This is a genomic window from Psychrobacillus sp. FSL K6-4046 (genome assembly GCF_038624605.1).
Classification (GTDB): domain Bacteria; phylum Bacillota; class Bacilli; order Bacillales_A; family Planococcaceae; genus Psychrobacillus.
In genome coordinates this window covers 1,561,067-1,576,206 of the sequence record NZ_CP152020.1, presented here as the reverse complement: position 1 = coordinate 1,576,206, position 15,140 = coordinate 1,561,067, and the positions used below count along the sequence as shown (strand labels likewise).

Here is a 15,140-nt window from a genome sequence, read left to right as displayed (position 1 = left end):
CAATAAAGAGAGAGGTGATCCAATGAATAACAAAATAGTCCACAAATTGGTAACATTATTACTAGTATTTTCGCTCTTCATACCTTTTGTTAATATACAGGTTCAAGCTCAAGAACAAGAGGCTGTAGTAAGTGTATCATCTTTAAAGGTGCGTAGTGGTCCGGGATTAACATATGACACAATTGGTTCAGTACATAAAAATGATAAACTCACAGTAGTTGGAAAAGAAAATGATTGGTTAAAAGTTAAATACAAAAATACTACTGGTTGGGTTGCTAGCTGGTATGCAACTATTGAAACGGAAGGATTAGACAATAAGCAAATTGTCTCCAAAGTAAATAATTTAAACGTTCGTACAGCTCCTTCAGTTTCTTCAGCCGTTATCGGTAAATTAAATGAAGGAGAAAAGTATGTTGCACATCAATCAGAAGATGAATGGGTTGAAATTGATTACAATGGACAAAAGGGATGGGTAAATAATACATATGTGACTATAGTTGAACATACGGCAACAAAAACCCCATCACCGGCATCATCGATAAAAGAAAGAAAGTTTGTTATTTCTGTGGATGCTTTAAATGTACGTGCTAAACCTGACTTATCTTCAAAAAAAATAGGTCAAGTTAACAAAGGAGACCAATTTAACGTACTTGCTACGGACCACCAATGGGTTCAAGTAGAACTTGAAACAGGAAAAAAGGGATGGCTTTACAGCTTTTATGGTAGTTTTACAAATGCAGTAGGATCTAGTTCAAAGACCACTTCATCAGAGTCCATTACTGTGCTATATAGTGGAACAAATATCCGCGCTGAGAGTAATACTAACAGCGAAGTAGTGAAAAGAGCTGCGGCCGGTGAATCATTTAAAGTCATTGAGACAATTAATGACTGGTTTAAAATCGATTTAGGAAACGGAAAAAATGGGTATATCGCTAACTGGGTAGTATCCTCCTCAGAAGAAACAAATACTCCGGAAACTTCAAAAGAAACAGAGAAAGAGCAAAAGAAAGAAAAAGTTACAAGAAAAAAAGGGACATTAAAAGGAGCAACAATTGTAATTGATGCCGGCCATGGTGGAAATGATCGTGGGACAACCGGTGCTTTAGGGACCGATGAAAAAGATATAACGCTTAAAACAGCTGAATTGCTCTCCTCTAAACTGCAAGCTGCAGGTGCTAATGTTAGGATGACCAGACAATCGGATGAATATGTAGACTTACGTAAAAGAGTTTCTATAGCGCATCAAGTGAATGCCGATGCTTTCATAAGTCTCCATTACGATGCCATTAATAATAGTTCCGTACGAGGCTATACAACGTACTACATGAATAGCCATCAAAAAGAGCTTGCTAACTACGTTCATAAAGGACTCGGTGACATGATTTCCTTAAAAAATCGTGGTGTTCAACCAGGTAACTATTTAGTACTTCGAGAAAATAAGCAGCCTGCTATTCTCATAGAATTAGGATATTTGAGCAATCCAACAGAAGAACAGCATGTGACTACACGAGCATTTAGGGAACAAGCAACTCATGGAATATATAATGGTATTATCGACTACTTTGATAGTCAATTGAAATAATTAAAAAGCTAATTGTCTTTTAACATTCATGAAGTAAACAAAATAAGTCCTGAAAATTTTACTGTTCGTAAAATTTTCAGGACTTTTAATATAAAGTAGGATTTATTTCAGTCTCGTTTTTAAGACTAAGCCTCAAGCACGATAGTTACTGGGCCATCATTAGTGAAAGTGACATCCATCATGGCTCCAAAAACCCCTGTTTCCACTTGGATTTCCTTTGCCTGTAACTTGCTATTGAACAGCTCCCAAAGTGGCTTAGCTTGTTCTGGTCTAGCGGCCTCTATAAAACTAGGACGTCTTCCTCTTTTAGTATCTGCATAAAGTGTAAATTGAGAGACAGAAAGAATGGAACCATTCATTTCTTGAATGGAATGGTTCATCTTACCATCTTCATCCTCAAATAACCGTAGACCCGCTATTTTCTCTACTAAATAATCGACTTCTTTTTCAGTATCTGTAGTTGTAATTCCTACTAATAACATATATCCACGATCTATCTGACCAGTAATTTCGCCATCTACTGTTACTTTTGCATTTTTACATCTTTGTAGAACTACTTTCATCTAAATTTACTCCCTTTAACTAAATTCAGTTTATAGTTTGTATTAGTTAATAATACGCTGAACAGAATAGACATCTGATAGCTGTTTAATTCGATCCACAACTTTGTGCAGATGTGCAATATTAGAGATTAAAATAGACAGATGGATGGAAGCTATATCATTATCTGATTTGCCACTAACTGCAACTATATTGGTTTTAGATTCGTTTACTACTTGGAGTACTTCGTTTAGCAAGCCTGTCCGATCAAAAGCAGATACTTCGATATCTACTTGATATTCCTTTTTCGACGGGCTATCTGATTGCTCCCACTCAACTTCAATGATACGAGAATGGGCATCGTCATTTTGAACATTCGGACAGTCCGCTCGATGAACAGAAACTCCTCTACCTTTCGTGATAAATCCAACAATCGCATCTCCTGGCACTGGACTACAGCAGCGGGAAAGACGAATAAGCAGATTATCGATACCTTTTACTACAACGCCAGATTCTGTTGTTTTCTTAATCGTAGGCGTTTGCATTTCTGTATTAATCTTTTCAAGCGCCTCTTCTTGGTCACGAATTTTGCGCATTTTTTCCGCTAAACGGTTTACTACCTGTTGAGCAGTTATTCCACTAAAGCCGACAGCTGCATATAAGTCTTCTTCCCCGGCAAAAGCGTATTTTTCGCATACTCTTTTAATGTTCTCAGAAGTAAGAACTTCCTTTATATCAAACTCTTGAGCTTTTATTTCTTTTTCAACAGCTTCTTTACCTTTTATAACATTTTCTTCTCTGAGCTGTTTTTTAAAGAATTGCTTAATTTTATTTTTTGCCTGCGATGATTGAGCAATTTTTATCCAGTCCCTACTCGGTCCAAAAGATTGTTTAGACGTCAGAACTTCAATAATATCTCCAGTTTGTAGCTTGGTATCCAGCGGTACCATTTTTCCGTTCACTTTAGCACCAATCGTTTTGTTACCGACCTCCGAGTGGACTCGATACGCAAAATCTATTGGAACAGAGCTAGCGGGAAGCTCAATTACATCGCCCTTTGGAGTGAATACGTACACCATATCAGAAAACAAATCGAATTTGAGGGATTCCATAAATTCTTCAGCATTTGATGATTCCTGCTGAAATTCTAAGATTTCTCTAAACCAAGTAAGCTTGGAATCAACGTTTTGCTTGCCTGCCTCTACCTTTTTGCCCTCTTTGTAAGCCCAATGCGCTGCAACCCCATATTCAGCAATATTATGCATTTCCTCAGTACGAATCTGAACCTCTAAAGGTTCTCCGTTAGGTCCGATTACCGTAGTATGGAGGGATTGGTACATATTTTGCTTAGGCATAGCGATATAGTCTTTAAATCGTCCGGGCATTGGCTTCCAAAGTGTATGAATAACCCCTAAAACGGCGTAGCAATCCTTAATACTATTTACAATGATTCGCATTGCTAATAAGTCATAGATTTCATTGAACTGCTTGTTTTGAACGACCATTTTGCGATATATACTGTAAATATGCTTCGGTCTCCCAGATATATCCGCTCCTACTTCCATTTCATCTAGCTGATTTCTTATATCATCCATAACATCCGTTAAATAAAGCTCTCGCTCAGTACGCTTCTTCTTCATAAAATTAACAATTCGATAATATTGCTGCGGATTTAAATAACGCAATGCTGTATCCTCTAGCTCCCATTTCACTGCTGAAATCCCTAGTCTGTGGGCAAGAGGTGCAAAAATCTCTAATGTTTCGTTAGATATACGTCGTTGTTTTTCCTCAGGTAAATGCTTTAATGTACGCATATTATGTAAACGGTCAGCAAGCTTAATCAAGATAATTCGAATATCCTGTGCCATTGCTATAAACATCTTCCGATGATTTTCAGCCTGCTGTTCTTCTTTAGACATATATTTAATTTTACCTAATTTCGTTACCCCTTCTACTAACAGGGCAACCTCTTCGTTAAATTCACGAACAATATCTTCTCGTGTATATTCAGTGTCTTCTACAACATCATGTAGAAAACCAGCGGCAACAGTCTCGGGATCCATTTGAAGATCAGCAAGAATTCCTGCTACTTGTATGGGATGTAGAATATATGGCTCCCCAGAATTACGGAATTGTTCTCTATGAGCATGCTCTGCCAATTCGTATGCTTTCTTAACGAAGTCAACATGTTCTTTATTCATATAAGTGGAAACTGTTTCAAAAACATCTTCTGCTGTCTTCACCTGATCTTTTGCCATGTTAACTCACCTGATTTCGTTATTTTTCAAAAATAGTATATAAGCTATATTTTATAAAAAAAAAGAGGGACTTGTAAAGTCCACCCTTATCTTGTATAGTCAATTACTTTCTTATTATGCACAATTTGTGTCAATAAAGAAAGAAGAATATTAGTATTGCATCAACGTGCGGATGTTATAGTCCTTAAGCTTGTCACGTCCATCTAAATAAGACAATTCGATTAAGAATGCACAACCTACTACTACACCACCAAGTTCTTCTACTAATTTGATAGTAGCCTCAATTGTACCACCTGTAGCTAACAAGTCATCTACAATTAGTACACGTTGCCCTGGTTTTACAGCATCTTTATGCATTGTCAAAACATCTTTCCCGTATTCTAATCCGTACTCAGCACGAATTACTTCCCGAGGAAGCTTGCCTTCCTTGCGAACTGGTGCAAAACCTATGCCTAAAGCATAAGCAACTGGACATCCAATGATAAATCCACGTGCTTCCGGTCCAACGATTATATCTACACCCACTTCTTTGGCATATTCCACAATTTGGTCAGTTGCATATTTATATGCTTCCCCATTATCCATAATTGTTGTAATATCCTTGAAACGAATACCTGGTTTAGGCCAGTCCTCTACAATTGTAACATATTTCTTTAAATCCATTTTTGCTCCTCCTCAGGAACGGTTTGTACTGCTCTTCGCTCTTCAAACCATTGTTTCAGCTCTTTATATGGTGCGTACAATAGCTTCTGCTCTAAATCAATTTGCTTTGTACGCTGTTGATAGATTGGTGCTTCCGATAAATCTCTTTTAGGTAGATTTTCATTCAACACCAATGTGCCACCCTCTATTCTAACAAAATTCAATTCAAAAAACACCTTTGACATAAAATTAATTGTATTTTGGCTCCATCCAGTATGCTTAGATAGCTGTTGTATATGCTGTTTTAAGGCAAATGTTTTTCTTTTTGCGATGAAAGAATAGTACCATTTAAACTGTTCTCGCGTAGGTAAGCCCTCAAAGTAAGTCGACTCCGATGCAAAAAAGTGAGCATAGATTCTTTTCCAATCGTGGTATTGTAATAAATTCATCAATTGCTCTTCATCTTCAGGCAAGTCTAAGAGACATAAACAGTTTGCTTTGACTTTTTCTTTTATCAAGCTATCCCATGACCATATATTTTCAGAAACAACGGATTCAAAATGGGAAATAGATTCTTTGTTAAAACAAACAAAAACAGTCTGAGAAACGGGAATGGTTGGTAACCATCTATTTACTTGTCTCACACCACGTATATCAAACAACTGCCATTCATTTGTTCTAGCATCCTGAATCATAAGCTGAGGTTTCTTACGACCATTCCACTCGTTAATTTGCAAGTCCCCTATAAAAGATAACTTCGTAGCTGGTGCTATCTCATCAGCTAGCTCTCCTTTTCCAAAACCAACCGCATCTAACAAGACTGCTCCCTGCATTAGCTCCATTTTGACATGATTTTGAGCAGACCCAATCTTTTTTACCGAATTTACTTGTATATTTTCTATACAATACACTGGCTTAGCAAACCCCATTCCAAATGGAGAAAGACGTTGAATAGACTCTATGGACTCGGTAGAGATTTCATCCATTTCTAATGGTACGTCTATGGATACTACAGGTATTAACTGTTCCTCTGTTAAGCATTCTCTTGCCTGCTCATTGAGCCTCTCTCTAAACTCATCTACATGTTCAAGTGGAAACGTCATACCTGCCGCCATCGGGTGACCACCAAAATGAGAAACAATATCGCTATTCTTAGCTAGTTCATTGTACATATGGAAGCCTTCGATACTGCGTGCAGAGCCTTTAGCAATTTGCTTATCCGGATCAAATCCAAGAACAATTGTAGGACGATAATATTTCTCTACTAATTTCGAAGCGACTATTCCTAAAACACCAGGGTTCCACCCTTCCTTACCAACTACGATGACACTTGGACCCTCGATAGTATGGTTTTGCTCTAGGAGTTCCACCGCTTCATCTGTGATTTGCTTAACAATGGCTTGTCTTTCCTTATTTTTATCATTCAGCATATTGGCAAGTGCAAGTGCTCGATTCGAATCTTCAGTTATGAATAACTCAACCCCTGGGGCTGCTTCACCAAGGCGACCTACAGCATTAATACGTGGTCCGAACATAAAACCTATTGTTTCTTCATTGATCGTGTTTATTTCTACGCCACTCACATTTGCTAAAGCTTCTATCGCTATGTTGGTAGTTTTTCTCATTTGCTTAATACCTTCTTGTACGAAGTATCGATTTTCTCCCTTAACCGATACAAGGTCAGCAATTGTACCGATAGCTACTAAATAAAACAAGTCTTTAGGTATTTCACCAAGTAATGCATGAGCCACTTTAAAAGCTACTCCTACGCCTGCTAAATGAGAAAAAGGATATCTTGTATCTTTTAAACCAGGATGTATGATAACATCTGCCGCTGGAAGCACATCTCCTGGTTCATGGTGATCCGTAACAATGACATCCATCCCTAAATCTTTTGCAAACTGAATCTGCTGGATCCCTGATATCCCATTGTCGACTGTAATGATAAGTTTTACACCCTCATCATAAGCTTGTTGGAATAAACGCTCACTTGGTCCGTAACCGTCTATAAACCTGTTTGGAATCTTAAAAATAACATCGGCACCAAGGGCCTCCAATGTTTTTATCATGACAGTAGTACTTGTTATTCCATCAGCATCGTAATCGCCATAAATCATTATTTTTTCATCAGCGTCTATTGCTTGATGTACTCTTGCTACCAATTTCTCCATTCCTTCAAAGAGAAATGGGTCATGTATATGTTCTTCCGTTATATATAAAAAGTTTTTAGCATCTTCTACACTATTAAAACCTCTGGAAACTAGTACTTTTGCACAGACGCGAGGTATGGTCAGCTCTTTTTCAAAAGAATTTACTAATTCGTCATTGGGTCTAGATATTCTCCATCTTTTTTGTGATTGGATCATTTTTCTTCACTTCCTTAATAGTTATTATAACGTATAAAACAAGAAAGGATGAATATATTACTGCAAAGAAAAAAGGGGCAGAGTATAAAATACCCTGCTCCCTTATTTTGTTTCATTATACTACAGGCTCATCTGAACCCCATTTTTTCTCTTCTTTTTCCACTTTAATACCACCAGTTTTACGAAGCTCTTTGGCTTTCAGATCATACCATAACTGAGCTGCGATAAATAATGATGAATATGTTCCTGCTAATAAACCAATTAACAGTGCAATAGAGAAGTTTCTAATACCTTCAGCACCAAATAATAATAAGGCTACTACTACAAGAACCACTGTCAACACAGTGTTGACTGAACGTCCTAATGTTTGGCGAAGAGACTTATTAACGATTGTTGCAAGTTCTTCTTCTGTAGTAATCGCTTTACTACGATGAAGGTTTTCTCGAATTCTGTCAAAAGTTACAATTGTATCATTTATCGAATAACCTACTATCGTTAATATAGCTGCGATAAAGGTAATATCAACTTCCAAACGTAAAATACTAAAAATAGCTACCATTAGGAAAACATCGTGGAGTAAGGAAGCTATAGCTGCAAGACCCATACGCCACTCAAAACGAAACGCCACATAAATTACTATACCCAACGCAGCGAAAAACAATGCTTTCATTGCATTTGCAGCAAGTTCCGTACCTACCGTAGGTGAAACTGTACTTACTTGTGGTTCCGCTCCAAATTGTTCTTTCATATCTGCTTTTAAATTTTTAATCTCTTCTTGAGAGAATTCATCCTTATAACGGACAACTGCTCCTTCGCTATTGTCACCTGAAATGACGATATCTTCAGTAGACAATCCAATAGCATCCAATTTCTCGGCAACTATCTCCTGAGTCAATGGTGTAGTGGAGTCAATCTGTACGCGTGTACCAGAAGAGAAATCAATTCCTAGATTTAGCTTAAATACACTTAATATGACAATTCCGGCAACTGTCAAAATAATAGAAGCTGTATAATAAATTTTTCGGTTATGAACAAAGTCTACTCGATCAAACTTCGTTGTTAAATCTAACGTATCTACTTCCTCTTCAGGAGAGTGAACACGTTTTTTTGAAATCCCAAACCAGCCTGGTTTATTGTCAAAGTATCCACTATGAACTAGCAGTCCTAAAAGAATACGTGACGCAAAAACTGCAGTTATAAATACAACCAAAATACTAATTATCAAAAGTGTCGCAAATCCTTTAACAGAACTTGTACCAAAATAGAATAATACAACTGCTGCTAAAAGGGTGGTGACATTCGCATCAAAAATCGCTGAGAATGAAGATTTCGCTCCGGCCTCAAATGATTTTTTCACCGATTTTCCAACTCTTAGCTCTTCCCTTATCCGTTCATATGTTAGGATGTTGGCATCGACTGCCATCCCTACCCCAAGAACGATGGCTGCTATACCTGGGAGAGTAAGAACCCCATTAATCCAATCAAATATGACTAGGATTAAGAAGATATATACGACTAAGGAAATTACTGCTACCAGACCTGGCAAGCGATAATAGAAAATCATAAATATGAAAATAGCCGCAACACCTATAATACTAGCAAGAATAGTGCTGTCTAATGCTTGCTCACCGAATTGCGCACCAACTGAAGTAGAGAAAATTTCGGTAAGTTTAACAGGTAATGCTCCCGCATTTAAAATACCAGAAAGATTTTTTGTTTCTTCTACTGTAAATGATCCTGAGATTTCCACACTATCTGAACTAATTCGTTGAGATACTCGCGGATTAGAAGTAAATTTAGGATCTTCCTTTAACACCTCTGCAGCATAGGAATCTACGCCTTCTTCAAAATCTAACCAAATTACTAATACATTGTCTGGAGCTGGTCTTGCTGCTATTTGCTCCGTTACTTCTGCAAATTTGCTTGCCTCTTTCAACTCTAATGTAACGATTGGTTGGCCTTGCTGGTTGAATGCCGCTTTAGCACCGCCCTCTTTAAGGTCCATACCATCTAGCATTATATTATCGTCAGAATCTCGGAATGTTAGATTAGCTTGAGTAGATAGCAATTCCCTTGCAGACTCCTGATCCTCTACACCCGCTAGCTGTACCCTGATTCTGTGATCATTCTCAATTTGAATACTAGGCTCACTTACACCAAGCACGTCGATGCGGCTAGTTAAAGCTGAAGCCGTATCTGCTACGATCTCATCTGTAATCTCTTGTCCATCCTGAAGTTCCTCAACCTGATAGAGAACCTCGAAACCACCTTGTAAATCTAGCCCTAATTTAATATTATTTAAAACTCCGCTAACTGTAGGGCTTATTGTCCCTGCAAAAATTACAAGAAGCAGTAAAAACGCAACTATGCGTCCTCTTGTTTTCATATGTACTTCCTCCTAAGAATAACCACAGACTTCCTTCGTCAGAAAGACTATTGCTAAAAACAATTATGAAATAGAATATTCCATCTATTTCAATTCCAAAAAAATGCAACACATTTATTATGAAACACGATGCCCTTACTGTCAAATGACTGTTTGCTTATTTTTTCTCATTTTGAGGATTTAATAAGACTTGTAATTCCTCTTGGTTAATGTCTGCAAACCAATTAGATGTTCGAGAGTTTTGAATTTGCTCGTAAGTCATATACTCTGCTGGTGTAATAGAAAGAACGTCATTGACAATCTGATGAAGAGATAAGGAAAGAACATCTAGCTTCCTCCATTTCTTTTCCACACAATACTTCCAAATATCTTGTTCTGTTACTGTTTCGTACTGATAAACTTTAAATTCACTCTTTTTGCTCTCTAAAGCTGGTAGCACGTGTAGAAAGATATGATTGTATGAGTTTTCCAAAATACTGCACCTCTTTATAGAATAATGTGGTAAGTGGCTTGCATATTATTATTGTAAACGAAGTTCCTGCATTTGAGAAGGAAGTGTTTAATTTGTCAACGTATTTAAGAGGGTCCATTGTATTAATGTTTGCCATTTTTTTGTCCAAGTTCTTAGGCTTTATTTACCGCATGCAGTTTGTTCGGTTGACTGGAGAAGAGGCAGTTGGTATTTACAGCACGGCGTATCCAGCCTTTATCTTCTTCTTATCCCTTATCCAATTGGGTATACCGATTGCTATAACTAAAATTATAGCTGAGCTTCGAACGAGAAACGCTATATCTGATTATTTCACAGTTATGCGAACTTCCGTAATTGTAACCGTAGTATCTATGATTATTTTTACACCAATCTTTATTTTTGTCACTCCGCTTATTTCTAGTAATCTTTTGAAAAACGATGCAATCACGATGACTCTCTATGTATCTATTGCTATTGTCCCGATCGCAGCGGCTGGTGGAATCTTAAGAGGATTTTTACAAGGAATTGCTAAATTAGAAGAAACAGCAATAGCCCAGCTAATTGAACAAATAGTTCGTATCTTACTAATCACTTTTGCCTTGCCTTTATTTTTAACATCTTCATCTCCACAGGAAGCTGCTGCATACGCCATGTTCTTAGCTTTGGTTGCAGAGGCAGCATCATTGCTTTATCTCAAATGGAGATATGAAAAGTGGAAAAAACAACAAACATATACAAAGTCTAAAAAGGCCTACCCACTACCACCTTTATTCGCTATAGCCCTACCTTCTTCTGGCAGTAAGCTTTTTGGTTCATTCACATGGTTTTTGGAGCCTATCATTTTTATCAAGGCTTTAGCTATTACGGGTATAAGCGCTGTTGCTGCTACAACGCTATATGGGGTAATTTCAGGCGTTTTAGTACCGTTACTACTCTTCCCATCCTTTATACCCTTTGCACTCTCTATCGTCCTTATACCTGCTGTAAGTGACGCTTATGCTAGAAAGAACTATAGTCTGCTTAAAGAGAGAATCCATTTATCTTTAAAATTTTCTACGCTAACGGGCTGTTATGCAGCTACCTTGTTCTATTTACATGGTGGTGAGCTAGTCTATGAACTGTTTCATGTTGAAAACGCAGAAGTCTATATGAAAATTCTATCTCCAATTTTTTTCTTTTACTATATTCAAAGCCCTTTGTTCTCTATCTTGCAGGCTCTCAATAGCTCTAATAGCGCATTTCTCAACTCGCTTTATGGCGGGGTAGGTAAACTACTATTACTATTTTTCTTAGCATCTCAGGCTGGCATCCAGGAGAAGGGTGCAATTGTTGCGATAGGATTTGGTGTTCTGATCACTTCATTTCTACATATCGCTTCACTTAAACAAAAGAAAGAAGCTCAAATTGGGTTCTCTTTCTTCGCTTTACCTTATGTCGTATTTCTTTTGACTATTATTACTCGACCAATGTTAGTGTCCATAGGTAGCCAATCATTGATAATAGATTGTTTACTTACTCTAGCTTATTTAACAATCGGCCTATTACTATTTGGACAAATCCGACGAAAAGAGCTAAGTGTGATTTTTAAAATAGCTAAAAGCTCTAAAAATAGATTTTAAGTCCAACAGTTAAAAAGTAAGAGTCCAAGATCCCCTTCAAAAGGGTGGTTTTGGGCTTTTTAATTAAAAAGATGTCTTGAGTTGAATATATAATTCTTCTTCCTCATAGGAACAATAGAATACTTTTTTATAATCATAAAGCATTTTCTTATTCAGTTCGTCCAATAACCATTCTTTACTTTTTCCAATTCGAATAAGATGATCCATTTGTATATCTCCATCAATAATTAAAGGAAATATAAACTGCTCCTCTTTCTTTTTGAAAACTGATAAGTTTCCCGATGGCTCTAAAAAGGCGTAGGAAACTGAACGAATAGAACCAATCTGCTGTTCTCTAAGCTGTTGGAGCAAATCATCTAGATTATATCTCTGTTTCCTCATCTCTTTTTCCACTATCACACCATCTTTTATAATAATGGATGGATGGCCCTCCATCATATCTCTAAATTTTTTACTCTTTAAGGAAGTATACGAGGCAATCAGTTGAATAATCAGCAAGATTCCCATTGGTAAAAAAGCATGCCAGAAATTACTTTCCGGATTATCAATTGCAACTGAACCCACTTCTGCAATCAACAAAAAGACAACTAAGTCAAAAATACTTAGCTCGCCGACTTCTCTTTTTCCCATAATTCTTAAAATAGCTAATATAATCCAATACAATGCTATTGTACGCAAAATGATTATGAGAGTATCATTCATAGAATTCACCTCAATTTTATATTGCCCACAAAAAAAAAACTTACTCATTAGAGAGTAAGTTCTTTTACTTAAATTGTAGAATCTGTAACCACTCGTCCAACTGCAACACGTTCAAATTGTAAACGAGTACCATCAGCTACGACTACATAAATTGTTTGATCATCCACTGCATCTACCTTACCGTGTAATCCACCTACTGTAATAATATGATCTCCACGCTTTAGATTACTTTGCATTTCGGCAGTGCTTTTCTGTCTCTTTTGCGCTGGTCGAATGATAAAAAACCACATAACGACGAACATAGCAATAATTGGCAATAAACCTACTAAATCCATTAATATTTCCCCTCCTTTGCCTCTTTATACAGTATACAAGAATCAGAAGTTTTTTGCATTTGGTTTGTTGTACCCATACTCTTCAAAAAACTCTTCTTTAAAATCTAACAGTCGATCTTCTCTTATCGCCTGACGTACATTTTCCATTAATTTCATCAAGAAATGGAGATTATGGTAAGATGCTAAACGCAGTCCAAAGGTTTCGTCTGCTTTGAAAAGATGACGAATATATGCTCTAGAATAGTTTTTACACGTATAACAATCACACTTCTCATCGATTGGTCCAAAATCTCTAGCAAATTTAGCTCCTTTAATCACTAATCTACCTTTGTGAGTAAAGAAAGTTCCGTTACGAGCAATTCGTGTCGGCAATACGCAATCAAACATATCCACTCCACGAATAGAGCCATCGATTAATGAGTCTGGAGAACCTACTCCCATTAAGTAACGAGGCTTGTTATCAGGCATTAAAGGAGTTGTGAAATCTAATACTCGATTCATAACGTCTTTTGGTTCACCTACAGATAAACCACCAATTGCATAACCAGGGAAGTCTAATGAAATTAAATCCTTCGCTGACTGGCGACGAAGCTCTTCATATTCTCCACCTTGAATGATACCGAACAAGCCCTGTTTATCAGTATTTGTATGAGCAGTTAAGCATCGTTCTGCCCAACGAGACGTACGCTCTACAGATGCTTTCATATATTCGAAAGTAGCTGGATAAGGAGGACATTCATCAAAGGCCATCATAATATCAGAGCCTAGTGCATTTTGTATCTCCATCGACTTTTCTGGACTTAAAAATAGCTTGTCCCCATTCAAGTGATTGCGGAAATGCACACCTTCTTCTTCTATCTTACGCATATCGCTTAAACTAAATACTTGGAAGCCACCTGAATCTGTTAAGATTGCTCGATCCCAATTCATAAATTTGTGTAATCCGCCAGCTTCACGAATAATATCATGTCCAGGTCGAAGCCACAGATGGTAAGTATTACTTAAAATTATTCCTGCGTCCATCTCTTTGATTTCTTCTGGAGCCATTGTTTTAACAGTTGCTTGTGTTCCAACCGGCATAAAGGTGGGTGTCTCGAATGACCCGTGAGGTGTATGTACAATACCAAGACGGGCTCCTGTTTGTTTATCTTTTTTTATTAACTCATACGTAATTGCAGTCATTTAATAGTTCCTTCCTTTTATAAACATCGCATCTCCAAAGCTAAAGAAGCGATAACGCTGCTCGATTGCTTCGTGGTATGCGGACAATATAAATTCCTTTGATGTTAAAGCACTTACTAGCATTACAAGTGTGGACTTCGGTAAATGGAAGTTAGTAATCATTCCATCGATACATTTAAATTCATATCCTGGATAAATGAAAATGGATGTCCATCCGCTATCTTCTTTTAATGTACCATCAAATTTTGTAGCGACAGTTTCCAATGTTCTTGTGGAAGTGGTACCAACTGCTACTACCTTACCGCCAGCTTCCTTCACTCCATTAATCAGTTCAGCAGTTTCCTGTGTAACACGGTAGAATTCCGAATGCATCTCATGGTCATCTATGGAATCAACGCTTACTGGTCTGAATGTACCCAATCCTACGTGAAGTGTTACAAATGCGATTTTAATACCTTTCGCTTTTATCTCCTCTAGTAGTTCGTTTGTGAAATGTAAGCCTGCCGTTGGAGCAGCAGCTGAACCTTGTTCTTTTGCATAAACCGTTTGGTAACGATCCTTATCTTCCAATTTTTCATGAATATAAGGTGGTAATGGCATCTCGCCGAGCTTGTCCAATACCTCAAAGAATACTCCAGTATACTCAAAACGGAATATTCTTCCTCCGTGATCTTTTAATCCGGTACATACTGCTGTCAATAATCCTTCACCAAACACTATTTTTGTGCCTATTTTCACTCGTTTAGCTGGTTTGACAAGAGTTTCCCATTCATCCCCTTCCAACTGAGTTAACAAAAGCACCTCAATATTGGCACCAGTATCCTCTTTAGTTCCCATTAGTCGGGCAGGCATTACCTTAGTGTCATTTAGTACCAAGCAGTCACCTTCATGCAATTCATCAATTATTTTCGAAAAATTTGTATGTGTCAGCTTTTGGTTCGCATAATCGGTAATTAATAGCTTACTGCTTGTCCGATCAGCTAACGGTACTTGTGCGATTAACTCTTCTGGTAAATTAAAATCAAAATCTTCTACTCTCATTTATAAGGACATCCT

General features: G+C 37.4%; 12 protein-coding genes. 2 read left to right on the top strand and 10 right to left on the bottom strand.

From position 1 onward, the window contains the following. Nucleotides 1–22: 22 nt before the first annotated feature. Nucleotides 23–1,582 carry an SH3 domain-containing protein gene (locus MKY09_RS07675; RefSeq protein ID WP_342559650.1) on the top strand — a complete coding sequence of 520 codons (1,560 nt, stop codon included), beginning with the start codon at nucleotides 23–25 and terminating at the stop codon, nucleotides 1,580–1,582. A gap of 125 nt (nucleotides 1,583–1,707) precedes the next feature. On the opposite strand, the gene dtd is transcribed toward MKY09_RS07675, so the two are convergent. The 6 genes from dtd to MKY09_RS07645 all read right to left on the bottom strand — a co-directional run bounded on the left by dtd (nucleotide 1,708) and on the right by MKY09_RS07645 (nucleotide 10,246). Further along, a complete protein-coding gene (dtd, locus tag MKY09_RS07670; RefSeq protein ID WP_340883180.1) occupies nucleotides 1,708–2,145 on the bottom strand; it encodes a D-aminoacyl-tRNA deacylase in 438 nt (145 codons plus the stop codon). A gap of 42 nt (nucleotides 2,146–2,187) precedes the next feature. Beyond that, complete coding sequence (locus tag MKY09_RS07665; protein WP_169358008.1) at nucleotides 2,188–4,380, bottom strand: bifunctional (p)ppGpp synthetase/guanosine-3',5'-bis(diphosphate) 3'-pyrophosphohydrolase; 2,193 nt, start codon at nucleotides 4,378–4,380, stop codon at nucleotides 2,188–2,190. 150 nt (nucleotides 4,381–4,530) lie between these two features. After that, entirely contained in the window at nucleotides 4,531–5,043 is a 513-nt protein-coding gene (locus MKY09_RS07660) for an adenine phosphoribosyltransferase (RefSeq protein ID WP_340883179.1), read from the bottom strand. Then, a complete protein-coding gene (gene recJ, locus MKY09_RS07655; RefSeq protein WP_340883178.1) occupies nucleotides 5,034–7,388 on the bottom strand; it encodes a single-stranded-DNA-specific exonuclease RecJ in 2,355 nt (784 codons plus the stop codon). Before recJ ends, MKY09_RS07660 begins: the two co-directional genes overlap by 10 nt. Before the next feature lie 115 nt (nucleotides 7,389–7,503). Continuing rightward, the gene (secDF, locus tag MKY09_RS07650) at nucleotides 7,504–9,774 is read right to left on the bottom strand and encodes a protein translocase subunit SecDF (RefSeq protein WP_340883177.1); all 2,271 of its coding nucleotides are present in this window, start codon (nucleotides 9,772–9,774) and stop codon (nucleotides 7,504–7,506) included. A gap of 157 nt (nucleotides 9,775–9,931) precedes the next feature. Then, on the bottom strand, nucleotides 9,932–10,246 hold the full coding sequence (locus MKY09_RS07645) for a post-transcriptional regulator (RefSeq protein WP_169358004.1): 315 nt from the start codon (nucleotides 10,244–10,246) through the stop codon (nucleotides 9,932–9,934). A 38-nt stretch (nucleotides 10,247–10,284) separates the two neighbouring features. Here MKY09_RS07645 and MKY09_RS07640 point away from each other — a divergent pair, with 38 nt between their 5' ends. Continuing rightward, complete coding sequence (locus tag MKY09_RS07640) at nucleotides 10,285–11,865, top strand: oligosaccharide flippase family protein (protein ID WP_340883176.1); 1,581 nt, start codon at nucleotides 10,285–10,287, stop codon at nucleotides 11,863–11,865. A 63-nt stretch (nucleotides 11,866–11,928) separates the two neighbouring features. Here the strand turns inward: MKY09_RS07640 and MKY09_RS07635 are convergent, their stop codons facing one another. The 4 genes from MKY09_RS07635 to queA form a co-directional block, all read right to left on the bottom strand. Beyond that, nucleotides 11,929–12,567, bottom strand: coding sequence for a DUF421 domain-containing protein (locus tag MKY09_RS07635; protein WP_340883175.1), 639 nt, complete (start codon nucleotides 12,565–12,567; stop codon nucleotides 11,929–11,931). 68 nt (nucleotides 12,568–12,635) lie between these two features. Next, a complete protein-coding gene (yajC, locus tag MKY09_RS07630; RefSeq protein ID WP_169358002.1) occupies nucleotides 12,636–12,902 on the bottom strand; it encodes a preprotein translocase subunit YajC in 267 nt (88 codons plus the stop codon). 42 nt (nucleotides 12,903–12,944) lie between these two features. Continuing rightward, nucleotides 12,945–14,084 (bottom strand): tRNA guanosine(34) transglycosylase Tgt, encoded by a 1,140-nt coding sequence (gene tgt, locus MKY09_RS07625; RefSeq protein ID WP_340883174.1) that lies wholly within the window; start codon nucleotides 14,082–14,084, stop codon nucleotides 12,945–12,947. Next, nucleotides 14,085–15,125, bottom strand: coding sequence for a tRNA preQ1(34) S-adenosylmethionine ribosyltransferase-isomerase QueA (queA, locus tag MKY09_RS07620; protein ID WP_340883173.1), 1,041 nt, complete (start codon nucleotides 15,123–15,125; stop codon nucleotides 14,085–14,087). It lies immediately after the preceding gene. Nucleotides 15,126–15,140: the final 15 nt, after the last annotated feature.